The sequence below is a fragment of the Bacillus sp. FSL M7-1020 genome, from assembly GCF_038050415.1.
GTDB lineage: Bacteria > Bacillota > Bacilli > Bacillales > Bacillaceae_G > Bacillus_A > Bacillus_A toyonensis.
The window spans coordinates 3,566,627-3,591,255 of record NZ_JBBOTW010000001.1 but is presented as its reverse complement, the minus strand read 5'-3'; the positions used below and the strand labels follow the sequence as shown (position 1 = coordinate 3,591,255).

Sequence of the window (24,629 nt, the reverse complement as noted above, 5' to 3'; positions counted from 1 at the left end):
TTTTTATGTATGTGTTATATGAATAGAAAAACAAGAGGTGAATCGGAATGATTCACCTCTTGTTTTTTATTCTTTATTTTCAAATTGATACATTTGTTTACTTGTACTAGTGTCATTATAAAGAAATAAGACGATATCAGCATTTAGTTTTTCAAGATCTTGTTTAATATTTTTACTTGCCCCAAATCGTGGATCAATAAAAGTTGTTTGTTCGAATTCTTGTGCGAATAAAGGATAAGTTGCATCTGCATAAGAATCTTTAATAATGACAGCATGCAATTTACTTTTTGCATTTGGATTTAAGATGTTAATCTGTGAATAGTCTGTTTGATAAACCGATGCATAGTCTGGTGAAAGCTTCTTTTTGTTCACTGCAAAGAATTCTTTCATCGGTATTTTACTTGTTTCTTCTGATTTTGGACCGAGATAGACAGTATAATTATCCCACACATTTGGGTTTTCTTTTAATTGTACATATGGAATTGTTTCAGGTGTTTTTATTAATTTGTATAATTGTCTATTCCAACTACCGATAAATTGCCCATTAGGTTCTTCTATAGTGGTTTTATAATCATCTCGATTAACAACATTTCCTGTAAATACTTTAGAGTGATTAGCAATGTAATTCATTGTTTGTTCGTATGCATAAAACGCACCTTTCATATTCCAATGGTGATCCGTTTTAAAGTATAGTTCTTCTAATTGTTCGTGAGTAAATTCTTTTTGAATAGCAGGTAGAACATCAATAAATGGAAAATTTATTTTCTGTAATTCTTGTACAAAATAATCACGATGTTTTTGATCATACCCACGATCTACATATGGTGGGTACTTATACGAAAATGTCGTTAGTTTACTTGGAGCTAACAGGAAATAAAATTCTGTTTTTGTAAATTGATTTCTTAAGTTGTCTAGTTCACTTACAGATTGTTTTATTTGATCACGCATATCAATATTTGTAGGTGCAGACAAAATGAAACCGTCATCTGCGACGAAATTATTATTTACAAAAGTGCGATTGAATTTTAATTGCAACTTTGTGTAAGTTTCAATAAATTTATCTCGTGCGGCAATATGATCTGTAAAGTGTAATTCAGTATCTTTGAAATATTTTCCGGATTTTATAGTATCCATAGTTAGCCCTCCTTTAGAAGCGGAAGTAAATAAATGGATTGTAAGTTGCATTCGTTAAGTACATCATAGTAATGATTAAAACACTCAAATAGTAAAGTGGAGATAAAAGTACTATCTTTTTATTTACAAATAGAGTCTTGATCCAAGAGAAAATTGGAGCTGATGTCACTATTGCAAGTATAAAGATTCCCCAATAATTCATCACATAGAAATAACTAGTAATGTCAGTCAACGATCCATTTAATCCGAACATTGCTTGTAAAAATTTAGAACAGTAGCTAAAGTTGTCAGCTCTGAAGAAAACCCAACCGATAATCACTAAAAACAGCACGTATACATGTTGAATTGGCCACCATAATTTTTGCAAGATTTTCTCAAAACCGGATTTTTCCAAAGCAATTAAACATCCGTAATAGATACCCCAAATCATAAATGTCCAACTAGCCCCATGCCAAAAACCTGTTAGCGCCCATACTATAAAGAGATTACGATAGATTTTCCAGCTAGATACTCGATTGCCACCTAGTGGGATATAGACATAATCACGGAACCATGAACCAAGGGAAATATGCCAGCGACGCCAAAATTCAGAAATCGATTTTGATATATACGGATAATTGAAGTTTTCTAAGAAATCAAACCCGAACATTTTTCCTAATCCAATGGCCATATCACTGTAGCCTGAAAAATCGAAATAAATTTGTAATGTATAAGCGATCGCACCAATCCAAGCAGTAGATACGCTCATTGTTGCTGGGTCCATTGCAAATATTTCATCGGCAATAGCTCCCAATTGATTTGCAATCAAAACTTTTTTTCCTAATCCAAGGATAAAACGACGAATGCCTTCTGAAAACATATCAGCATTAACGGTTCTAACATGTAATTGATGAGCTATTGTGTTATACCGAACAATTGGTCCCGCAACTAATTGAGGGAAAATAGTAAAGTATAGCGCCAAATCAAACAGATTTCGCTGAGCCTCTACTTTTCTTTTGTAAATATCAATAATATAACTCATTGCATGGAAAGTGAAAAATGAAATCCCGATTGGTAATGGGATTTTTTCGAGTACAATGTTTGTATGAAAAATCCCGTTTATATTATCTACTAAGAAATTAGCATATTTAAAATATCCTAGTATAGCAATATTGACGACGATTGCTATAGTAAGAATGAGTTTTCTATTTGTATTAGATATTTGTCCTGTATTAAGCCATAACCCGAACCAATAGTTAATGAAAATAGAAAAAAGCATAAGGAAGACATATATAGGCTCTCCCCAGGCATAAAATAATAAACTAAATAACAAAAGAACGATGTTTTGTTATTCTTTACGTACTGAATAGTACACTAGAAGAATTGCAGGTAAAAAAAGACATAAAAAAAATAGGTTACTAAATACCATGTATCATTGATTTCTTTCTATAGTTAATCCAAAGGAATTATACCACGCTACTAATGGAATAATCTATATTGTAAGGAAAGAAAGAGAATGTAACGTAAAAAACGAGGAAGTTTTGGCATATAAAATAATTAAGAGCTTACATAAATGGTAGAAGATAAATCATAGAGTAAGTAGAAGCTTCAAATATTTTATACACGTAGAAGTTTGTTTTTAAAATAAGGAGAGGGATGGGCTGCACAATATAATAGAAGAAATAGGAGGTAACGCTATGAAAATTACGCTAGTTTCATTTTTACATCTAGTTTTATGGAGTGGATTTTCAGCAGTGTTATTATTGTCAAGTCGTGATAAACTTCATTATAAAATTTTTCTTTTTCTCATATTCTTTTATTTAGCGTATGTGATAGCGTATGTCATACTAAGTGCAAGGAGAAAAGCAATGCTTCTCACTTGCACGAATAGTATGATTTTTCTAATCGTTTATTTTTGTTTTTAAACTAACGTTTATAGAAATACATTATCCTTCCATTAAATAATTGTAATTCTCCTTCTAATTTCTTCGCTAGAAAACGGCAAAATTCATTTGCTTTCCCTTTATCACCAAATGTTGCATTAGAGGGTAAAGAAATTTGAATGAAAGATTGTTCATTTTCTATTCCAACACCGACATAAATTGAGTCATATCGATCATGACTGGATTGAAGCTTTAATGTTGTTGCTGATGTATCTAAAATTTCATAAGGAAAAGCGGTATTTGTATAAGCGTAATTAATTTGAACTCCGGTTTGGGAAGTAACTGTTTTATAGTACTGAAAAAGTTGTTTTATATCATCTGTTGAAACAGAGTGTTGATTGGATTTAGGTACAAGCGTAATAAAGGCATGTTGCATATAAGTTCCCCCTAGCTTAGTAGAATAATATCATTCTACAACCTACTGAATTTTTTGACAATTAAAAGGAGTATTGCTTTTTTTGTTTAATATATGTATGAGTAGGAAAGGTGATGTAGAGAGGTGGAAACCAATGTTTGAAAAATTGTATGATGAGCATGAAAGTGTGAAGGTACGATTTTTAGGATTTATGACACATGATACTCGTTATGACTTTGGGATTGTTTATACAAATATGTTTTTTGGAAAGCCACTCATTGTTTGTATGCAAACGGGAAGGTCTACTTTACTGGGACAAGATGATGTAGAGAATGTGCAATATATGCAGGAAATTTTCAAGTTAGGATCTCAAGAGGAAGCAGCGGAGTTAGCTCAGTTTTTTAAATTTCTCGTTCCATCTACTTCATTGCATGCAGAATATGAAGAATAATTAATTTGAAACAGTCGTACGTATAAATATGGCTGTTTTTTTATGTTAATATCGCATACTAATTTAAAATTAAAATATTTAATGTGTTATACTAAAAACCTATTGACGTAAAAAGTATAACATATTAAAATAAAGACATAAAGTTAAGCGGTTACAAAAGTTTTTGGGATTATAAACTTAGGGGGAAATGAAAAATGGGAACAATCGTATGTCAAGATTGTGAAGGTACAATTGCACACTTCGAGGATGAGAAAGTAACGGTACTTTACGGGAAATGTGGATCTTGCGGATGTGATCACACAGAGCATACAAAAGCCCAATAATTGATAGGACATGGACAACTGAAAGTTTTTAGGACCATAAACTTAGGGGGAAATGAAAAATGGGAACAATCGTATGTCAAGTATGCGAAGGAACAATCGCACATTTTGAAGATGAGAAAACGACAGTACTTTACGGGAAATGTGGTACAAATTGTGATTGTGCTAATAGAGATAATGCGAAAGCTTAATGATAAATAAGTAGATTACTATTAAAAATCAGGGGGAAATGAAAAATGGGAACAATCGTATGCCAAGTATGTGAAGGAACAATCGCACATTTTGAAGATGAAAAATCAACAGTATTATATGGGAAATGTGGATCTCATTGCGAATGTGACCATAAAGAACATACAAAAGCTTAATTATTAAAAAAAGCGCCTACATGTGTAGGCGCTTTTTTTAATAAATTGTAGTTGTATGGCCAACTGTAGCAACGATTGCATCATCTCTAATCGGAATAAACCCTATGGCTGTTTGTGGTGTGTTTGGAGAGGCGTATTGACTCATTATACGGCTATCAATACGAGTAATAGTATCGGTCAAAAAAGCTGAAATAAAAGCGTAAGGGACGCGTCGTTCATTTAATGAGTAGATAATTTCTTCTTTTGTTTTTACACCTACGCCATGTCCGTAAAAAAAGAAATTTCCTAGATAGATTGTGTTTTCTCCTTGCCACTCAATCGTAGCTGGATTCACTTGTGGGTTTTTAAAGTAAACGAGATCGCCAGGAACAAGGTCGCCACCTGTTTTTGTTATGAGTTTTAAATCTTGATCGTAGTCCCAAGTATAAAGTAAAAGATTTGCAAAGAGGCGATTGAAGGTTTCTTCCTCATACAATGATAGTAAAGCTTTGTAAAAAATAATTATCATAGCGGTTGCGCATTCAGTCCCATATAGTTTCCCGTTTTTGAAAATATCTTGTATGGCAATAGAAGGTGGTATATTTGGAAGTAGTTGGAATCCCCCTAAAGATGTTCTTTTCCAAAACTGAGGGTTGCAAAAGGATTGTTGAAACGTACGAAACTGAAATCCACTTTGAAAAAGTTCTAATGCAGAAATAATAATATTAACTCGCAAATTTAAATCAAAGCTGAGTTCGTCAGCAGTTCGGAAGGAATAAACTTCTTGATTTCCTGCCATTATGGATAAAATTTGTTGCTTCTCAGCTGCAAATGGCTCATATTCATTTGTGATATAAGGGTGTACAATAGAACGACCTATTACAATCATAATGGTATCCCCACCTATACGTTACATTCTTTAGTAGCGTATGAAGAAAGGGAAAAAAGGTGAAAGAAAAGCCTATCAACTGATAGGCTTGTACTCTTTAATAACACGTAATGTTTGTAATGTCATATCTTCAGGACCTTGTACAGGTAAACCTGCTTCTAAATTTTTACGAATATACTCTAAGTTATCTTGTGTAATAATTTCCCCCGGAGTAAAGATTGGAATCCCTGGTGGATAAACCATAACAAAATCAGCTATAATACGACCTGCCGCATTTTCAAATGGAATGACTTCTGTTTCTGAATAAAAAGCATCTCGTGGAGAAAGTGCTAGCACCGGTATTTCTGGAATTTCTACTTGTACTTGAACACCTTTATCTGCCCTATTTCTAAATGTTTCCGCTAAATCTTGTAATGCTGCAATAAGCGTATTTGTATCGCTTTCTGTATCTCCAAAAGTGATAAGACATAGTATGTTGTATAAATCGGAGAGTTCTACTTCAATGTTATATTGCTCTCTAAGCCATACTTCAGCCTGATGGCCGGTAATACCTAAATCTTTCACAGACACAATTATCTTTGTAGGATCATAGTTAAAAGTAGCGTCTGTACCTAACATTTCTTTTCCAGGACAGTAAAGGTGCTCAATAGCATTTATAGCATCACGAACATGTTCAGCTAATTGTATTGTCTGTTCTATGAGCGCTGTTCCTTCTGTAGCAAGACGTTTTCTTGCAACATCAAGAGATGCTAATAAGATGTAAGAAGTTGATGTAGTCGTAAGCATGCTAATAATAGATTGAACATGTTTTACGTTCACAAGACCTTCTTTCACATTAAGAATAGAACTTTGAGTTAAAGAGCCTCCTAATTTGTGAACACTTGTTGCTGCCATATCTGCACCAGCTTGCATCGCTGACATCGGTAATTCATCGTGAAAATGAATATGAACACCATGAGCCTCATCGACTAGTACAGGGATATCGTACGAATGTGCTAATTGTACAATCTGTTCTAAGTCTGCAGCAAAGCCAAAGTAGGTTGGATTAATAACAAGTAAGCCTTTGGCATCTGAGTGTTCTTCAAGTGCTTTTTTGACAGATTTAATTGTAATTCCATGAGAAATACCAAGTTTTGGGTCGATTTCAGGATGCATGAAAATAGGTTTTGCACCTGAGAAAATAATAGCTGACATTACTGATTTATGCACGTTTCGTGGTACTAGGATTTTGTCGCCAGGACCGCAAACGCTCATCACCATTGTCATAATAGCGCCACTTGTACCTTGAATAGAAAAGAAAGTATGATCTGCACCAAATGCAGCAGCAGCTAAATCCTGTGCTTCTTTAATCATACCCTTTGGATGATGTAAATCATCGAGTGGCGCAATATTAATTAAATCAATTGCTAATGCGTTATGCCCAATAAATTCGCGAAATTCAGGATCCATGCCCTGTCCTTTTTTATGACCAGGAATATGGAATTGGATTGGATTTCGCTTACTGTGCTTAACTAAAGCGGTAAACAATGGTGTTTCGTATTGGGACAATCTATACACCCCTTCTTTTTTGTAATATTTATTAGAATTTGTTTTATATGATTTCATCTCATTCTAAAAGGAAAGTAAGGTAATTAACTTTTAAAACGAGACTTGTTTTCCTGCCATTCACAAAATCCTTTTGGATGGTAGTCACACTTTATTTTCTATAAAACAAAAGCATTATATCACCAATAATTATAGATGTATATAAAAAAATATTTTTATGGTGAGTATGTGTAATAGTTATTTCCAAGTCAACTCATAGAGGAAGACAATTCCATTAAAATGAATAAATAGTGTATAATGCAGAGTAGCTATAATGAAGAATAAAAAATTCTCTTTAAGATAGCATAATGAAACACGTAGAAATGATAAATGAGGTGCAAAATGGAATATCAATATCCGTTAGATTACGATTGGTCAAATGAAGAAATGGTTGCCATTGTGAAGTTTTATGAAGCAATTGAGAAGGCATATGAAAAAGGAATTAGAAGAGAAGAATTAATGGGATTATATCGTCGTTTTAAAGAGATTGTTCCATCAAAAGCAGAAGAAAAGAAAATTGATAAAGAGTTTCAAGAAGTAAGTGGATATTCTATATATCGTACTATTCAAAGGGCGAAAGAAGTCGAAGAACAAAAGCTTGTAAAAATGTAAAAATATTTTGAAAAATAAAAACTGAAGTGATATAATGTGATAACAACTAAAAACGGACAATATAAATTGTCCGTTTTCTACTATCGATTACAAAGTGCATATAAAGGAAGGAGTGATTGCATCGTAGATTCAATCTTAGCAAGGAATTGTTCGTTGGTCATTGCTGAAAACTCCTCTGGTGATATATGAATACCAACTAATAGTTCTGCTTTTTTCACAGTAGCTAAACGTCCAATCATCTTTTGTAAGTCTTCTGTTTCAAGCGTTTTATGCAATTTTACACTTGGTTTAGTATGGTCAATGGACCAAACGAAGTCATTTGGAATATTTGTTTTTAAATCATTTAAATGTTCTAAGAAGGCGTGAGCCGTCTCCACTTTTTGTGGACACTCATAGATTAAACCAAAGTATATGAAGGCGTGAGTACCCCATAAACCAATTTGAAAATGTGGTAGCATTTTATATCCTCGTTTATTTATTGAAAAAGCAACCCAAGTATCGTTTGGTGGATTGACTTTGCGGCGTGCATGTTTTGCAACATGATAAAAAAAGTTCTCATCAGTTTGTTTGGATAAATACTCTGCAAACTGTTCCCCTAAAGCTTCTAGCTTAGGATGAATGTTCGTTTTAATTGCACTCATTCGTTCTTCGAGACCATCAACTGTAAAGACATCAAAATCAGTTGATTTGAATGTTTGTAGTGTCATGATTGTTCCTCCAACTCCTATTTTGTTTTTATTTTAGCATAGCTTGTACTATTCATAAAAAAAACAGCACAAAAAAATTTAAATAAAAAAATATAATTTTGTTGCATAGATGATTTATCCAACATAGTATAGTATAAAACAAAAAATCAGAAAATTTAATTAATTCTAGTCCGAGGGCAGACGAATATTGGGAGGAGGCAAATAATATGAGACAGGTGATTAATGCGTTAAAGAGAACAGATGCTGAAAAGAGAATACCGGTGCTACGTTTGGAGTTAGATTATGAATTAGCAACTTTATATGATGCAATGATGGAGGATGACAAACAGAAAAAAGAAGAGTGCGTACAAAAATTAGAAGTGTTGAGACTTGAAATGATTCGTTTAGAAGCGTAATAATAGTATATGTATAAAAAATTAGTTGGTGCGAACCTTATAAAGGGTTCGTTTTTTCTGTGAACAGTATAGATCGGAGTGTTTAAACATGCAAGAGGTATGGAAAGATATCGATGCACACGCCAAACGGTGGATTCGAGATGCAGGAGAGCGTTTAATGGCATCACTGAAACAAGCACTTATTATAGAAACGAAATCAAATGCAGCTGATTTAGTAACAAACATGGACCGGGAAATAGAACAGTATTTAATTGGGAAAATTAAAGAAACATTCCCAACCCATAATATTTTAGGAGAAGAAGGCTATGGAGATGAGATAACTTCTTCTGACGGGGTTGTTTGGTTAATTGATCCAATTGATGGTACAATGAATTTTGTACATCAAAAAAGAAATTTCGCAATTTCAATTGGAATTTATGAGAACGGTATCGGAAAAATTGGTCTTATTTATGATCCTGTTCATGATGAATTATATCATGCGGTAAAGGGAGTTGGAGCGTTTTGTAATGATACGCCAATTCCTCTATTGGAAAAAGGAACAGTAGAGAATGGTATTATAGCTTTAAATGCGATATGGCTTACCGACAATCCATTGCTTAATATGGAAAGTATGATGGCACTTGTTAAGAAAGCAAGGGGTACGAGATCATATGGCTGTGCAGCATTAGAAATGGTATACGTTGCAACGGGAAGAATAGATGCATATGTAACGCCGAGATTATCACCATGGGATTTTGGTGGGGGGCAGATCATAGTTGAGGAAGTTGGAGGAAAGGTGACAACATTCTCCGGAGCTCCGCTGTCTATTATAGAGAAAAGCAGTGTATTAGTTGCAAAACCGGGAGTATATGAGGAAGTATTATCATTTATATCGCAGTAACAAAAAAAGTAAGAGGCTATATACAAGCTTCTTACTTTTTAACATTATTGCGATTTACGCATTTTTCTTTTTGTTACAAAACCATATCCAACTGTAACAAATGTGCCGATAATGCAAATAATAATACCAATGGGACTATTTTCAGCAACCATAATGCCGATACCGATTAAGAAAATAACACCGATAATTGCAGTTAATAAAAAGCGATATTGAATGTGTTCCATTTCTTCACCCTCCAATCTCATTTTACTTTCACAAAAGTAAGAATACAACTATATTTTCATTCTTGATTTTATTTTGATTGCCATTGTATCCCCTTCGCTCTTATAATAGAGAAGGATTAAAAAGACATTAGGAGTTGGACATGTTGAAAAAACGACAAGATTTACGAAATATAGCAATTATTGCCCACGTTGACCATGGTAAAACAACACTTGTTGACCAGTTATTACGTCAAGCGGGGACGTTCCGTGCGAATGAACATATTGAAGAACGCGCAATGGACTCAAATGATCTAGAAAGAGAACGCGGTATTACAATTTTAGCGAAAAATACTGCGATTCACTATGAAGATAAAAGAATTAACATTTTAGATACACCTGGTCATGCGGACTTCGGTGGAGAAGTAGAACGTATCATGAAAATGGTTGATGGTGTTCTACTTGTTGTTGATGCATATGAAGGTTGTATGCCACAAACACGATTTGTTTTAAAGAAAGCTCTTGAGCAAAACTTAACACCAATCGTAGTTGTAAACAAAATTGACCGTGACTTTGCTCGCCCTGACGAAGTAGTTGATGAAGTTGTTGACTTATTCATCGAGCTTGGTGCAAACGAAGATCAATTAGAGTTCCCAGTTGTATTTGCATCAGCAATGAACGGAACAGCAAGCTTAGATTCAAATCCAGCAAATCAAGAAGAGAATATGAAATCATTGTTTGACACAATTATTGAACATATTCCAGCACCAGTGGATAACAGTGAAGAGCCACTTCAATTCCAAGTAGCACTTCTTGATTACAATGACTACGTTGGTCGTATCGGAGTTGGACGCGTATTCCGCGGTACTATGAAAGTAGGACAACAAGTTGCATTAATGAAGGTTGACGGAAGTGTAAAACAATTCCGTGTAACGAAATTATTTGGTTACATTGGATTAAAACGTCAAGAAATTGAAGAAGCAAAAGCTGGAGATTTAGTAGCTGTTTCAGGTATGGAAGACATTAACGTTGGTGAAACAGTATGCCCAGTTGAGCATGAAGAGGCTTTACCATTATTACGTATTGATGAGCCAACACTACAAATGACATTCCTTGTAAATAACAGCCCATTTGCAGGTCGTGAAGGTAAATACATTACATCTCGTAAAATTGAAGAGCGTCTTCGTTCACAATTAGAAACAGATGTAAGTTTACGTGTAGATAATACAGATTCTCCTGATGCGTGGATCGTATCAGGACGTGGTGAGTTACATTTATCTATCCTAATTGAAAACATGCGTCGTGAAGGTTATGAACTACAAGTATCTAAACCTGAAGTAATTATTAAAGATGTTGATGGCGTAAGATGTGAGCCTGTAGAGCGCGTACAAATCGATGTGCCTGAAGAATACACTGGTTCTATTATGGAATCAATGGGTGCACGTAAAGGTGAAATGTTAGATATGGTGAATAACGGAAACGGTCAAGTTCGCCTTACTTTCATGGTTCCAGCACGTGGTTTAATTGGTTACACAACAGAATTCTTAACATTAACTCGTGGTTACGGTATTTTAAACCATACATTCGATTGCTACCAACCAGTACACGCTGGACAAGTAGGTGGACGTCGTCAAGGTGTTCTAGTTTCACTTGAAACAGGAAAAGCATCACAATACGGTATTATGCAAGTTGAAGATCGCGGTGTAATCTTCGTTGAACCAGGTACAGAAGTATATGCTGGTATGATTGTTGGAGAACATACACGTGAAAATGATTTAACAGTTAACGTTGTAAAAATGAAACAACAAACTAACATTCGTTCTGCAACGAAAGACCAAACTTCAACAATGAAAAAACCACGCTTAATGACTTTAGAAGAGTCATTAGAGTACTTAAACGATGACGAGTTCTGTGAAGTGACTCCGGAATCAATCCGTCTACGTAAAAAGATTCTTGATAAGAGCGAGCGCGAAAGAGCTGCTAAGAAAAAGAAATCTGTAGAAGCGTAAAAATAAAAAAACAACTACCTTTCCAAAAGGTAGTTGTTTTTTTTGTTTTTATTTATTTTTAGAATATTTATTCTTTTTTGTGGACAGTATTTTTTTTGCGAGTTACTCTTGTATTAAGTGTATAAAGAAAACTTGTTTTTATAGCTAGGGGGGAAGAGTGTGTTAGAAAGGATGTCTTTTTTTGCTAAATTATGTAAGGTGGATGAAAATCCAGAGTTAGGAATGTGGTTACTTTATGGAACGATTATTATATTAAGTGCTCTCGTTTATAATTTAGGATTTGCTAGAAAATTATCTGTACTAAAAAATATCGTGATATATATTTCTTTAGCAATTGGATGTACAGTGTTAACCTTTTTTGCTGTATTTTTACCTGTTGGGGAGGGGCTTGTTGTAGCAGCAATTGTACTAGGAATTTATAGATTGCGCTTACGTCAAGCAAAACAAGAAAAAGTAGGATGAGGGGGAATTAATGACATGCGTTCAGTACAAGATGCACTATATAATTGGTTAACGATTAAAACAGTTGCGGAAGCACGCCCCGATGATAGTGCTGCGAAAGAAACGTATTTGTTATTTCAAAATATGATATATGAAGAACATAAATTAAGGGATGTGGAAGTTAAAAAGAATGAGGAAATGTATTTGATTACATATGAAATTGATGGGGAAAGAAAATCTGTGAGATTTCCATTAGAAGCTATTGATTGTTTTTTGGATCAGATGAATCGTGAACCTGAAAAATATAAATAAGTCCTTATCGATATGATTAAGGACTTATTTATATTTTACCAATCGTCTTCAACTTTTTTATCACGGTATAATCGGAAATTACCACTTGCATGACGTTCCATCGTACGCTCTGCAATTCGTTCCGAACATTCCATGCACATATATGTATGAATAGGGCGATTACGCAGTTTTTTTGCCGTAGGATTTTCGTCATCTAACATATCTTTTTTATCACAGATCATACATTTGACTCTCATTTCGTCACCTCAATACGAATTCTATCGGTATAAGTATATCATGGAAGTATGATGTTTTTGAATAATAGGAGGAAAAAATAATATTTTCGCAATTCGAAAAATAAGTTATGATAAGGATATATTAAGTATATTTGGAGGTGGAAATATGGCGAATGTAGTAGAGCCTACATTAACAGATGATTTAGTACAAACGTTCCGTAAAGAATGTATTGTTATGGTAGCAACAACAGATTTCGAAAAACAAGTTCCTAACGTAAGTGCTATTTCTTGGGTGTATGCAGTGAGTGAAACTAGTATTCGATTTGCGGTAGATCAACGTTCACGTATTGTGGAAAATATAAGGCGCAATCCGGGAGTGGTATTGACTATAATGGCGAATGGATCCGTATTTTCCATAAGTGGTGCAGGTGAAATTTTGACAGATAGAATGGAAGGCATTCCTCTAAAATTAGCTGTAATAGAAGTAAGTGTGCAAGAAGTACGTGATGTTATGTTTTATGGAGCAAAACTTGCAATTGAACCAAAATATGAAAAAACATACGATCTTCGGGCAGCAAAAAAACTGGATAACCAAGTGTTGGTAGGGATAAAAGAATTATAAGTGAGATGAATAAGAAAATTGTTCATTAACTTTTGGAATCAGTTATTGTGGTTTAACGTTAATAATTAAAATTAAAAGTAATATATTGAATAGAAATGAATAAAAAATAAAGAAAAGGTTTAATTGCTATAATTTTCGATTCTACCTCGTTTATACGGTACATATAATTATAACAATGGTTCGTCCATATTTTATGGATGAAACCCTTGTTCTACAAATTTAAAAGTGGAGTCAGGGGGTAACAGGTTGGATAAAATTTATGTGTTAGATACGAATGTACTTTTGCAGGATCCTTTATCTATTTTTTCATTTGAAACCAATGAAGTAGTGATTCCGGCAGTTGTATTAGAAGAGGTTGATTCGAAGAAACGTTATATGGACGAAGTAGGACGAAATGCTCGTTATGTATCTAAGTTAATAGATAAATTTCGTGAAATAGGAAAGCTGCATGAAAGTATTCCGCTAGAAAACGGCGGTACATTTCGTATTGAATTAAATCATCGTTCATTTGTTCAACTACAAGATATTTTTGTAGAAAAAACAAATGATAATCGAATTTTAGCAGTAGCAAAAAATCTATCTTTAGAAGAACAAGAAAAAGAGGACGGGAAGTCTGTTATTTTAGTAAGTAAAGACGTGCTCGTAAGGGTAAAAGCTGATGCAATTGGATTGAAGGCTGAAGATTATTTAAGTGATCGCGTAATTGAAGTAGATAATATATATTCAGGGTTTTTAGAAGGGTATATATCAAAAGAACAATTGGATTATTTTTATGAAAAAGGTGAATTACCTTTATCTGAAATTGCAAATCATCCTTTTTATCCAAATCAGTTTGTGGTAATGAAGGATGCACTTGGGGGTTCTAGTTCTGCACTTGGCATTGTAGATCACTTAGGTAAGAAGGTGAAGAAACTTATTTTTCACAATGAGCAAGTGTGGGGGATACGACCACGAAACGTGCAGCAAATAATGGGATTAGAATTGTTGCTTCGCGAAGATATTCCGCTTGTAACGTTAACGGGGAAAGCTGGTACAGGAAAAACGTTACTTGCGTTAGCTTCGGGATTAATGCAAACGGAAGATTTAGGGTTATATAAAAAATTACTTGTTGCAAGACCAATTGTTCCAGTCGGAAAAGATATCGGTTATTTACCAGGAGAAAAAGAAGAAAAGTTAAGACCATGGATGCAGCCGATTTTTGATAATCTAGAGTATTTATTTAATACGAAAAAGCCAGGGGAATTAGATGCTATTTTAGCTGGAATGGGTTCGATTGAAGTAGAGGCTCTTACTTATATACGTGGCAGAAGTATTCCAGACCAATTCATTATTATTGATGAGGCACAAAATTTAACGAAGCATGAAGTGAAGACGATATTAACGAGAGTAGGAGAGAAAAGTAAGATTGTATTAATGGGAGATCCTCAGCAAATCGATCATCCATATTTAGATGAATATAATAACGGTTTAACATACGTTGTCGAGAAATTTAAAGAGCAACGTATTAGTGGTCATGTAAAGTTTGTTAAAGGGGAGCGCTCGAATTTAGCTCAACTAGCAGCGGATTTATTATAAAAAGGAGTGAGCTTCAGCTCACTCCTTTTTTAGTATACTCGTTAAATAATTGTGAATTTACGGATGTTACGGATTGGATTTTGTCTATTAGATCCATCATTGAAATATAGATGTACAGGTCCGTCCTCTTTTAATGGTTTTCCTTCTTTTGAAAAACCAAGAATGGCCTTGTTGACCGTTTCTAATGGTAGTGTAATGGTAGTATCTACTGTTTCAATTTCAACTTGCATAGCGTCCTCTAAAATTTCGGCGTTAGCAAGAAATGGATGAAATGGTATACCAAATGTCCCAGTAATCAGCTGTTCTTTTTTATATTTCTTTACACTTTGTTGTATTGGCGGGAAGGCAGCACCATCACGGATTTCACGATCCCAATGTTCTGAAGTGTTCTTTAAGTAAGCTTCTAGTTCAGACGTGTTTTCTCTAGTTTCATCAAAGTAAGTTGTCAAATCTACTTTTCGATCGTCAAAAATCCAAACAGTTGGATCAATAGTGATTGGAAAACGTACTTTTCCATTAATAAATAAAATTTCGCTCATTGTTGTTCCCCCATTTGTGTTATACTCCCACTTTTCAGTATAATAGTATTAGACACTGTTGTCACAAAAAATGTTTCTATTGCAATTTATTAAAACTATCGCTAATATTAATAGATATGAGAGAGTAGGACGGAAACGGAGGGAATCAATTTGGCGTCTGAGACAGTATCAAATCATCAGGAAAAGGCACTAGCCCTTCTACAAGCGGATGCAGAGAAGATTTTAAGACTTATTAAGGTGCAAATGGACCATCTTACAATGCCGCAATGTCCATTATATGAAGAAGTTTTAGACACACAAATGTTTGGACTATCCCGCGAGGTCGATTTTGCGGTTCGCCTTGGTCTTATTGCAGAAGAGCAAGGGAAAGCAATGTTAGGAGAGCTCGAACGTGAGTTATCTGCACTTCATGAAGCATTTACAAACAAACAACAATAACGGGTTCAAATAAGGGGGCTCAAACTAAAACAGTTTGAGCTTTTTATTTGTATAATAAAGCAGGAAGAACGTATATACATATGGAATACAACAATAATTAATTTGAAACAGAGAGAGGAAATGAAATGAAAAGAATATGGAAATCAATGGATTATTCATTATTACTTCCTCTTGTTATTTTATGTGTGCTGGGAGTCATAATGGTATATAGTTCTAGTTCCATTGTTGCGATTTCGCGGTTTGATAAACCAGCAAATTTCTTTTTTAAAAGACAATTACTTACTTTAGTTGTTGGGACAATGGTATTAATAATTATGGCTACTATCCCATATAAAGTTTGGAGAAAACGAATTTTTTTGTTGGGGAGTTACGGTGCTAGTGTTGCCTTATTAGCGGCAGCTGCCTTTTTCACTAAGAAAGTAAATGGTGCAAATGGATGGATATTTGGAATACAGCCTGCGGAATTTGTAAAGATAACAGTTATTCTCGTATTGGCTCATTTTTTTGCGAAAAGGCAAGAAACGAATACGTCCGTTTTCAAAGGATCGGGACCGGTACTTTTAGGTATTGGTTTAATTATGTTTTTAATTTTAAAGCAAAATGACTTAGGTACTGATATGTTAATTGCGGGAACGGTAGGAATCATGTTTCTTTGTTCAGGAGTTAGTGTTAATTTATGGATAAAAAGATTCTTATTAACGTCTATAGTATGGGTCCCGATGTTGTATTTTATTGGGAATTATAAATTAAGTCCATACCAAAAAGCGCGATTTTCAGTTTTTCTGGATCCATTTAGCGATCCGCAAAAGGATGGATTTCAATTAATAAATTCATTTATTGGAATTGCTTCAGGTGGGTTAAATGGTAGAGGGTTAGGGAATAGTGTGCAAAAGTATGGATACTTACCAGAGCCCCAAACGGATTTTATTATGGCGATTATATCTGAAGAACTAGGCTTTATAGGTGTAGCTATCATTTTAATCTGTTTATTGTTAATTATCATTCGCTCATTTAGAGTGGCGCAAAAGTGTACAGATCCATTTGGAAGTTTAATAGCCATCGGAATTGCAAGTTTGTTTGGAGTTCAAACGTTTATCAATGTCGGTGGTATGTCTGGATTAATACCGCTTACTGGGGTACCGTTACCTTTTGTTAGTTACGGCGGAAGTTCCTTGTTAGCTAATCTACTTGCGATGGGGATATTATTGAATATTGCTAGTCATGTGAAAAGACAAGAAAAACAACAAAATGAGTTAGTTAAAGAAAGAGAACAAGGTGGACCGCATCTTGTAGTTGTAAAATAAAAACACATTGTGCTGTAGAGCACAATGTGTTTTTTTATTTAAAGTAATTTCAAATGTGATATATTAATTGTTTTTATATCCAAAAGATATATCACATTAAAATAAATGTGATATACAATTAGGTTGTTCGAAAAGGAAGAGGTATGCTATACTATTTTTGTGAAACAAATTGCACAGAAAACTTATCATTTGTTAAAAAATAAGGTATGATGGATAAAAATAAAGTGAAACTTTCTAAGTATAATATAATGTGGAAAGTGAAGAACTTCACGCTTTTTATGGTGTGTATATATTTTATCTCTAGAGTGGTAGGAAAGTAGAGGGGGAAAATCATGACAAAGCTGCAACGTATTCAAAAAGTATTGGTAGCTAACCGTGGAGAGATTGCAATTCGTGTGTTTCGAGCTTGTTCGGAACTTGGATTAAAAACAGTTGCAATCTATTCTAAAGAGGATAGCGGTTCTTATCATCGCTATAAAGCCGATGAGTCCTATTTAGTTGGGGAAGGGAAAAAGCCAATTGATGCTTATCTAGATATTGAGGGCATTATTGAGATTGCGAAAAGCAATCATGTAGATGCAATCCACCCTGGATATGGTTTCTTGTCAGAAAATATCCAATTCGCAAAACGTTGTGAAGAAGAAGGAATTATCTTTATTGGTCCGAAAAGTGAGCATTTAGATATGTTTGGAGATAAAGTGAAAGCAAGAACACAAGCGCAGCTAGCACAAATTCCGGTTATTCCTGGTAGTGATGGCCCAATAGATTCAATAGAAGAAGTCGAAGAGTTTGCTGAAAAGTATGATTACCCGATTATTATTAAAGCGTCCCTTGGTGGTGGCGGTCGAGGTATGCGTATAGTACGAGCTAGTGAAGAATTAAGAGAATCGTATAATCGCGCGAAATCAGAAGCAAAAGCAGCCTTTGGTAATGATGAAGTATACGTTGAAAAATTCGTTGAAAAACCTAAACATATAGAAGTACAAATTTTAGCAGATGAAGAAGGCAATGTTGTTCACTTATTCGAGCGTGACTGTTCTGTGCAACGTCGCCATCAAAAAGTTGTCGAAATCGCACCAAGCGTTTCGCTTTCAGATGATTTGCGTCAACGTATTTGTGAAGCTGCTGTGAAGTTAACGAAAAATGTAAACTATTTAAACGCAGGAACGGTAGAATTTCTTGTAAAAGGTGATGAGTTTTACTTCATAGAAGTAAACCCACGTGTTCAAGTTGAACATACGATTACAGAGATGATTACAGGAGTGGATATCGTTCAATCGCAAATTTTAATAGCTGATGGACATGCATTACATAGTAAAATGGTAGGTGTTCCGAAGCAAGAAGAAGTGGTTGTGCACGGATTTGCAATCCAATCTCGTGTAACGACTGAGGACCCACTAAATAATTTTATGCCGGATACAGGAAAAATTATGGCGTACCGATCAGGCGGTGGCTTTGGTGTTCGTCTTGATACAGGTAATAGTTTCCAAGGTGCAGTTATTACACCGTACTACGATTCTTTACTTGTAAAAGTTACGACTTGGGCTCTTACTTTTGAACAAGCTGCTGCAAAAATGGAACGTAACTTAAAAGAATTCCGTATTCGTGGTATTAAAACAAATATTCCATTCCTAGAGAATGTAGTAAAACATAAAAACTTCTTATCAGGAGAATATGATACGTCGTTTATTGACGCGTCACCTGAACTGTTCTTATTCCCGAAACGTAAAGACCGCGGAACGAAAATGTTAAATTACATTGGTTCAGTAACAGTAAATGGTTTCCCGGGAGTAGGGAAAAAAGAGAAACCAATTTTCCCGGATGCTCGTATACCAAATGTAGTACACTCAGAGCCGATACAAAATGGAACAAAACAAATTTTGGATGAGCGTGGAGCGGATGGATTAGTAAAGTGGGTTCAAGATCAAAAACGTGTACTTTTAACTGATACAACATTCCGTGATGCGCATCAGTCACTACTTGCAACTCGTATTCGTACAAAAGATTTACATCAAATTGCAGAGCCGACAGCGAGAATGTTACCGAACTTATTCTCAGCGGAAATGTGGGGCGGTGCAACGTTCGATGTTGCGTATCGTTTCTTAAAAGAAGATCCATGGGAACGATTACTAGATCTTCGTGAAAAAATGCCGAATGTTTTATTCCAAATGTTACTTCGCTCTTCAAACGCAGTTGGTTACAAAAACTATCCAGATAATTTAATTCAAAAATTTGTGGAATGTTCTGCTCAAGCTGGCATTGATGTATTTCGAATTTTTGATAGCTTAAACTGGGTAAAAGGTATGAGAGTTGCGATTGATGCTGTACGAGATACTGGCAAAATTGCAGAAGCGACAATGTGTTATACAGGAGATATTCATGATCCGTTACGTAGTAAATATGATTTGAATTATTATAAAAACTTGGCGAAAGAATTAGAAGCATCAGGTGCTCATATATTAGGTATTAAAGATATGGCAGGTTTATTAAAACCTAATGCTGCATACGATTTAGTTTCTGCATTAAAAGAGACAATATCGATTCCGATTCACTTGCACACACATGATACGAGCGGAAACGGTATATTAACGTATACGAAGGCAATTGAAGCGGGTGTTGATATTGTCGATGTAGCGGTGAGTTCAATGGCAGGTCAAACGTCACAACCAAGTGCGAACACACTATACTACGCATTAGGCGGAAATGAAAGACAACCAGATGTTAATATAGATTCATTAGAAAAACTATCTCATTACTGGGAAGATGTACGCAAATACTATGCACCGTTTGAAAGTGGTATGAATGCACCTCACACAGAGGTATATATGCACGAAATGCCGGGTGGGCAGTATAGTAATCTTCAGCAACAAGCAAAGGCGGTTGGTTTAGGAGATCGCTTCGATGAAGTGAAAGTAATGTACCGTCGTGTGAATGACATGTTTGGAGACATTGTAAAAGTAACGCCATCTTCAAAAGTTGTTGGTGATATGGCATTATTTATGGTTCAAAACCATTTGACAGAACAAGATATTTTAGAGCGTGGACATGCTTTGGATTTCCCAGGATCTGTTGTTGAAATGTTCTCTGGTGATTTAGGTCAACCGTACGGTGGTTTTCCGAAAGAATTACAAAAGATTATTTTAAAAGGGAAAGAGCCGTTAACAGTAAGACCGGGTGAATTGTTAGAGCCAGTAGATTTTGATGCTTTAAAAGAAGAGTTATTCCATAAACTTGGACGCGAAGTAACGATTTTCGATGTAGTTGCGTACGCGTTATATCCGAAAGTATTTATGGACTACGAAAAAGTTGCTGAGATGTATGGTAATGTATCTGTGCTTGATACACCGACATTCTTCTATGGTATGAGACTTGGTGAAGAAATTGATGTGGAAATTGAGCAAGGTAAAACATTGATGGTTAAACTAGTATCAATTGGAGAACCTCAGCCGGATGGAAATCGTATTCTTTACTTAGAATTTAACGGACAACCACGTGAGATTGTTGTGAAAGACGAAAGTGTGAAAGCAACAGTTGCACAACGTGTGAAAGGAAACCGTGAAAATCCAAACCATATTAGCGCAACGATGCCAGGAACGGTTATTAAAGTAGTTGTAAAAGAAGGCGATGAAGTGAAAAAAGGCGATTCTATGGCAATTACAGAAGCGATGAAAATGGAAACGACAGTTCAAGCGCCGTTCAATGGTAAAGTGAAGAAAGTATATGTTAACGATGGTGATGCAATTCAAACGGGTGATTTACTTATTGAATTAGATCACTAAAATAAGGAAAGAGCTGTGTAAATACAGCTCTTTTTTTATTGCAAAAAATCTCTTGCCGATTCGGCAAGAGATTTTAGTTTTAAATTATTTTGTTTGTTTAGAAGTTGATTCGGATTCTTTTGCGTTCACTTTACTTCTTGTTCCTAACATAACTAAATAGCATAATACAGCAAACAAGCAAGAAATGAATAGGGAATGTAATAATGCCATTGCTAAACTAGCATTTGTATATACAACTAAAATCCCAACAATAGCTTGAAGTGTTACAAGAATAAAGGAAATAATCCATCCCCAGTATACTACGCTTTGTTGCTTATATTGACGAATAGCAATAATCATTGCGTATAGTATCCAAAGGAATATTAATATCGCTGCAGCTCTATGCCCCATTTGAACCCACTCATGTAATTGAGTCGGCCATGGTCTATTTTTACTACATAAAGGAAAGTCTGGACAGGCTAAGCTAGCTCGTTCGTGACGTACTAAAGCCCCTGTGTAGACGACGATATAACTGTAAATTGTTACACCATAAATGTGAAATTTCATTTTTTTATCCATAATAAGTGAACGTGCATCAAATTTCTGATCAATTTCAAAAATAAGACACGTTAACAAAATAACAGAAGCGAATGAAATTAAGGAAATACCAAAATGGATAGCAAGTACAGCTGGCATTTGACCCCAAACAACGGCTGCCGCTCCCATTAATGCTTGTGCAACTAAAAATACGAAGGATAAAATTGCTAACGTTTTTGTTTCGCGCACATGTTTATAATACTTCCAGGATAAAATACAAAGGAGAGTGACAAGTATTCCTGCTGATCCTGATGTAAGGCGGTGACTTAGTTCAATAATAGTTTCCATCGATAAATTAGATGGAACTAACTCACCATTACAAAGCGGCCATGATTTACCGCAGCCTTGGCCAGAACCTGTTTTTGTAACTAAAGCGCCTCCTAATAATACTACTAATAAATCAAGACTTGTAATGACTGCTAACCATTTAATAAAGCGTTGCAATCTCTTTCACCATCTTTCTGCTATGAAGTTATTGCGAAATATTTTCATTCCATTATGTATAGAATAAAACGCGCTAGTTCCTATGATATATAAAAAATAATAAAATAGCAAAGAAATGGAGGGGGAAGACAAAGGGGAGAAAAAGGGTGTGAAAATAGAATTTATAAGGGAAATTTTAGGAGGAAAATAGGCTATTTTGAAAAGAAATGGGGAGAATACGTGTTAAATATGACAAAATAGTTTATTATAGAAAGTAACATCATGTTATGATAAGGATAAGTAAGAAGTAAGCTTTTTTATATTCGACACAAAAAGTTCATGTTTTCTTCACAAAATGTTCGGGAAATATGATTTAATATATTGGAGTATGGGCGTAGATTAGTAGTAGAATGGGTTAACAATATTTCTACTGTAATAATATTGCTATATAGAAGCGAATTATTTCATTCGAAATAGGCGCAAAAAGAAAGATGAAAGTTTTAAGAGGGGGTTAAAGTGATGAACCATGCAACAAGTGAGCTGCATGATGAGTCAGCTGTAACAAGTGTACCCGAAACAACTCGGTTACAAGATTTATCAGCGCTCGTTAAAATGGGGATTGTAAACTCAAATACACTTACTGTATTTACAGGATTTTGGTTGGCGTTACACTTTAATGGATTAAGTGTGATGGACAATCTGGATAAGCTATTTTTTACAATCGTTGGTTCCGGATTAATTATGGCAGGGGTATGTTGTTTAAATAACTACATTGATCGAGACATCGATCCGTTAATGGAAAGAACAAAAACCCGTCCAACGGTTACAGGAAAGTATAAACCAGGTTTTGCACTTACATTTGGACTAGTTATATTACTACTTGGATTTGTATTCTTATTATTAACAACACCGATGGCAGTATTAATGGGATTTATTGGTGCCTTCACATATGTTGTCTTATATACTTTATGGACAAAGAGAAAGTATACGCTAAATACTGTTGTAGGTAGTATTTCTGGAGCAGTTCCACCTTTAATTGGATGGGCAGCAATTGATCCATCTTTAGGCCATCCAATTGCTTGGATGTTATTTTTAATTATGTTTATTTGGCAAATCCCACATTTCCTTGCGTTAGCGATGAAACGTGTTGATGAATATCGAAATGCAGGAATTCCAATGCTTCCTGTAGTTCATGGATTTGAAATTACGAAACGCCAAATTATGATTTGGACAGTATGTTTATTACCACTACCATTTTATATGAGTGGACTTGGGATAACATTTATGGTACTTGCAACATTGCTTAACATCGGATGGATCGTTTTAGGATTTTATGGCTTCCGTAAGAAGGATGACATCAAATGGTCCGTACAAATGTTTGTTTATTCCCTAAATTATTTAACAATCTTATTTGTATCAATGATTGTAGTTACATTCTTCTAAGACAACGACATAATTGGATTTCTTTACGTTGAGATTTACTTTACTTAACTATAAAGTACAATCTAATTCACAAGGAAAGTGGGGGTTGTTTGTATGAAGAAACAGTGGCGACTGCTTTCGTTCGTTTCACTGCTGGCTTTACTGTTAGGGGGATGCGGTAAAGCCTTTCAATCTACTTTAATTCCGCAAGGAGAAGTAGCAAAAATGCAATATGATCTGCTCTTACTAGCGAGTGCGATCATGGTAGGAGTAGTACTAGTAGTTACTATTATTTTCTTGTATGTAATTGTGCGTTTCCGACAAAAGAAAGGTCAGGAAGATTATATTCCAGAACAAGTTGAAGGGAATCACAAACTAGAAATTATATGGACAGTTATTCCGATTATTCTTTTACTAATCTTAGCTGTTCCGACGGTTACATATACATTCAAACTTGCTGATGTAAGTGCGATGGAGAAAAAGAATATTGATAAAGATACGATCGTTGTTGATGTAACAGCGAATCTTTATTGGTGGGAATTTTCTTATAAATCAGAAAAAATAGTAACTTCTCAAGATTTAGTTATCCCCACAGGTAAGAAAGTGTATTTGAATTTGAAGGGTGCCGATATTAAACATTCATTCTGGGTTCCATCTTTAGCTGGTAAAATGGATACAAATACAGACAATGTAAACAAAATGTGGTTAAAGGCAGATAAATCGGGCACTTATAATGGTTTTTGTACAGAGTTTTGCGGCCCGTCACATTCTTTAATGCAATTTAAAGTGAAAGCTTTAGATGAAAGCGAGTACAAAAAATGGCTTGCTGATATGAAGAAGATTGATGGGAAAAAAGAAGTAGCTTCAACAAAGGCGCAAGAGGGCCAAGAAATATTTAATAAAAGCTGTATTGGTTGTCATGCAGTTGGATCTAATGATAGTAGACCACCTTCCGCTCGTATCGCACCAAACTTAGCGAACTTTGCTGATCGTGATACGGTTGCTGGTATTGCCGAAAATAATGAAGAAAACTTAAAAAAATGGCTGAAAGATCCTGAAAATATGAAGCCAGGAAATAAAATGACTGGTAAATATGGCAACTTAACGGATGATCAAATTGATGCATTAAATGCATACTTACAAACGTTAAAGATTGAAAAGTAAAGAGGGATTATTCGCGA

Annotated in this window: 26 protein-coding genes and 2 pseudogenes; 18 read left to right on the top strand and 10 right to left on the bottom strand. The window is 34.8% G+C overall.

The genetic code is table 11. The features are described from left to right. Positions 1–66: 66 nt before the first annotated feature. Both MHB70_RS18145 and MHB70_RS18140 read right to left on the bottom strand, forming a co-directional pair. Positions 67–1,140, bottom strand: a pseudogene (locus tag MHB70_RS18145) (DHHW family protein); the annotation flags it as partial. A gap of 7 nt (positions 1,141–1,147) precedes the next feature. Next, positions 1,148–2,542 (bottom strand): annotated as a pseudogene (locus MHB70_RS18140) (MBOAT family O-acyltransferase). 268 nt (positions 2,543–2,810) lie between these two features. On the opposite strand from MHB70_RS18140, the gene MHB70_RS18135 reads away from it, so the two are divergent. Beyond that, entirely contained in the window at positions 2,811–3,038 is a 228-nt protein-coding gene (locus MHB70_RS18135; RefSeq protein WP_000705227.1) for a hypothetical protein, read from the top strand. A gap of 1 nt (position 3,039) precedes the next feature. On the opposite strand, the gene MHB70_RS18130 is transcribed toward MHB70_RS18135, so the two are convergent. Continuing rightward, on the bottom strand, positions 3,040–3,432 hold the full coding sequence (locus MHB70_RS18130; protein WP_001163290.1) for a DUF1885 family protein: 393 nt from the start codon (positions 3,430–3,432) through the stop codon (positions 3,040–3,042). 133 nt (positions 3,433–3,565) lie between these two features. On the opposite strand from MHB70_RS18130, the gene MHB70_RS18125 reads away from it, so the two are divergent. The 4 genes from MHB70_RS18125 to MHB70_RS18110 all read left to right on the top strand — a co-directional run bounded on the left by MHB70_RS18125 (position 3,566) and on the right by MHB70_RS18110 (position 4,547). Further along, entirely contained in the window at positions 3,566–3,862 is a 297-nt protein-coding gene (locus MHB70_RS18125; protein WP_000462031.1) for a DUF3055 domain-containing protein, read from the top strand. A gap of 194 nt (positions 3,863–4,056) precedes the next feature. Continuing rightward, a complete protein-coding gene (locus MHB70_RS18120; protein WP_000536778.1) occupies positions 4,057–4,185 on the top strand; it encodes a GapA-binding peptide SR1P in 129 nt (42 codons plus the stop codon). 59 nt (positions 4,186–4,244) lie between these two features. Continuing rightward, the gene (locus MHB70_RS18115) at positions 4,245–4,373 is read left to right on the top strand and encodes a GapA-binding peptide SR1P (RefSeq protein ID WP_000536788.1); all 129 of its coding nucleotides are present in this window, start codon (positions 4,245–4,247) and stop codon (positions 4,371–4,373) included. A 45-nt stretch (positions 4,374–4,418) separates the two neighbouring features. Next, positions 4,419–4,547, top strand: coding sequence for a GapA-binding peptide SR1P (locus tag MHB70_RS18110; protein ID WP_000536785.1), 129 nt, complete (start codon positions 4,419–4,421; stop codon positions 4,545–4,547). Positions 4,548–4,584: 37 nt separating this feature from the next. Here MHB70_RS18110 and MHB70_RS18105 read toward each other — a convergent pair whose 3' ends face one another. Beyond that, a complete protein-coding gene (locus MHB70_RS18105; protein ID WP_000635336.1) occupies positions 4,585–5,415 on the bottom strand; it encodes a protein-glutamine gamma-glutamyltransferase in 831 nt (276 codons plus the stop codon). Between the two features lie 75 nt (positions 5,416–5,490). Continuing rightward, the gene (speA, locus tag MHB70_RS18100) at positions 5,491–6,963 is read right to left on the bottom strand and encodes an arginine decarboxylase (RefSeq protein WP_061529580.1); all 1,473 of its coding nucleotides are present in this window, start codon (positions 6,961–6,963) and stop codon (positions 5,491–5,493) included. A gap of 378 nt (positions 6,964–7,341) precedes the next feature. On the opposite strand from speA, the gene MHB70_RS18095 reads away from it, so the two are divergent. Then, the gene (locus tag MHB70_RS18095; RefSeq protein ID WP_000456544.1) at positions 7,342–7,611 is read left to right on the top strand and encodes a UPF0223 family protein; all 270 of its coding nucleotides are present in this window, start codon (positions 7,342–7,344) and stop codon (positions 7,609–7,611) included. 80 nt (positions 7,612–7,691) lie between these two features. Here the strand turns inward: MHB70_RS18095 and MHB70_RS18090 are convergent, their stop codons facing one another. Then, entirely contained in the window at positions 7,692–8,318 is a 627-nt protein-coding gene (locus MHB70_RS18090; RefSeq protein ID WP_061529579.1) for a YktB family protein, read from the bottom strand. Between the two features lie 206 nt (positions 8,319–8,524). On the opposite strand from MHB70_RS18090, the gene MHB70_RS18085 reads away from it, so the two are divergent. After that, entirely contained in the window at positions 8,525–8,713 is a 189-nt protein-coding gene (locus MHB70_RS18085; protein ID WP_001250164.1) for a hypothetical protein, read from the top strand. 88 nt (positions 8,714–8,801) lie between these two features. Continuing rightward, a complete protein-coding gene (locus MHB70_RS18080) occupies positions 8,802–9,593 on the top strand; it encodes an inositol monophosphatase family protein (RefSeq protein ID WP_001158712.1) in 792 nt (263 codons plus the stop codon). Positions 9,594–9,637: 44 nt separating this feature from the next. Here the strand turns inward: MHB70_RS18080 and MHB70_RS18075 are convergent, their stop codons facing one another. After that, a complete protein-coding gene (locus MHB70_RS18075; protein WP_000400129.1) occupies positions 9,638–9,817 on the bottom strand; it encodes a DUF5325 family protein in 180 nt (59 codons plus the stop codon). 140 nt (positions 9,818–9,957) lie between these two features. Between MHB70_RS18075 and typA the strand changes: the two genes are divergently transcribed. From typA to MHB70_RS18060, 3 genes are all read left to right on the top strand, one after another. Further along, positions 9,958–11,802 carry a translational GTPase TypA gene (gene typA, locus MHB70_RS18070; RefSeq protein ID WP_000914753.1) on the top strand — a complete coding sequence of 615 codons (1,845 nt, stop codon included), beginning with the start codon at positions 9,958–9,960 and terminating at the stop codon, positions 11,800–11,802. A 159-nt stretch (positions 11,803–11,961) separates the two neighbouring features. After that, positions 11,962–12,264, top strand: a complete 303-nt coding sequence (locus MHB70_RS18065) for a YlaH-like family protein (RefSeq protein WP_000893661.1) — start codon at positions 11,962–11,964, stop codon at positions 12,262–12,264. A gap of 15 nt (positions 12,265–12,279) precedes the next feature. Continuing rightward, the gene (locus MHB70_RS18060) at positions 12,280–12,555 is read left to right on the top strand and encodes a hypothetical protein (RefSeq protein ID WP_001258146.1); all 276 of its coding nucleotides are present in this window, start codon (positions 12,280–12,282) and stop codon (positions 12,553–12,555) included. Between the two features lie 35 nt (positions 12,556–12,590). On the opposite strand, the gene MHB70_RS18055 is transcribed toward MHB70_RS18060, so the two are convergent. Then, positions 12,591–12,791 (bottom strand): YlaI family protein, encoded by a 201-nt coding sequence (locus tag MHB70_RS18055; RefSeq protein WP_002093346.1) that lies wholly within the window; start codon positions 12,789–12,791, stop codon positions 12,591–12,593. A gap of 145 nt (positions 12,792–12,936) precedes the next feature. On the opposite strand from MHB70_RS18055, the gene MHB70_RS18050 reads away from it, so the two are divergent. Beyond that, positions 12,937–13,392, top strand: coding sequence for a pyridoxamine 5'-phosphate oxidase family protein (locus tag MHB70_RS18050; protein ID WP_000024575.1), 456 nt, complete (start codon positions 12,937–12,939; stop codon positions 13,390–13,392). A 246-nt stretch (positions 13,393–13,638) separates the two neighbouring features. Next, the gene (locus MHB70_RS18045) at positions 13,639–14,967 is read left to right on the top strand and encodes a PhoH family protein (protein ID WP_000358079.1); all 1,329 of its coding nucleotides are present in this window, start codon (positions 13,639–13,641) and stop codon (positions 14,965–14,967) included. Between the two features lie 41 nt (positions 14,968–15,008). On the opposite strand, the gene MHB70_RS18040 is transcribed toward MHB70_RS18045, so the two are convergent. Next, positions 15,009–15,506 (bottom strand): hypothetical protein, encoded by a 498-nt coding sequence (locus MHB70_RS18040; protein WP_001289791.1) that lies wholly within the window; start codon positions 15,504–15,506, stop codon positions 15,009–15,011. A gap of 150 nt (positions 15,507–15,656) precedes the next feature. On the opposite strand from MHB70_RS18040, the gene MHB70_RS18035 reads away from it, so the two are divergent. The 3 genes from MHB70_RS18035 to pyc all read left to right on the top strand — a co-directional run bounded on the left by MHB70_RS18035 (position 15,657) and on the right by pyc (position 21,027). Then, entirely contained in the window at positions 15,657–15,944 is a 288-nt protein-coding gene (locus MHB70_RS18035; RefSeq protein ID WP_000135695.1) for a YlaN family protein, read from the top strand. A gap of 125 nt (positions 15,945–16,069) precedes the next feature. Next, a complete protein-coding gene (locus MHB70_RS18030; RefSeq protein WP_053445958.1) occupies positions 16,070–17,248 on the top strand; it encodes an FtsW/RodA/SpoVE family cell cycle protein in 1,179 nt (392 codons plus the stop codon). Between the two features lie 332 nt (positions 17,249–17,580). Then, entirely contained in the window at positions 17,581–21,027 is a 3,447-nt protein-coding gene (gene pyc / locus MHB70_RS18025) for a pyruvate carboxylase (RefSeq protein WP_053445959.1), read from the top strand. Positions 21,028–21,111: 84 nt separating this feature from the next. Here pyc and ctaA read toward each other — a convergent pair whose 3' ends face one another. Then, entirely contained in the window at positions 21,112–22,047 is a 936-nt protein-coding gene (gene ctaA / locus MHB70_RS18020; protein ID WP_001188753.1) for a heme A synthase, read from the bottom strand. A gap of 498 nt (positions 22,048–22,545) precedes the next feature. On the opposite strand from ctaA, the gene ctaB reads away from it, so the two are divergent. After that, positions 22,546–23,469 (top strand): protoheme IX farnesyltransferase, encoded by a 924-nt coding sequence (gene ctaB / locus MHB70_RS18015; protein WP_001015063.1) that lies wholly within the window; start codon positions 22,546–22,548, stop codon positions 23,467–23,469. Positions 23,470–23,562: 93 nt separating this feature from the next. Then, entirely contained in the window at positions 23,563–24,612 is a 1,050-nt protein-coding gene (gene coxB, locus MHB70_RS18010; protein ID WP_000745270.1) for a cytochrome c oxidase subunit II, read from the top strand. Positions 24,613–24,629 lie beyond the last annotated feature (17 nt).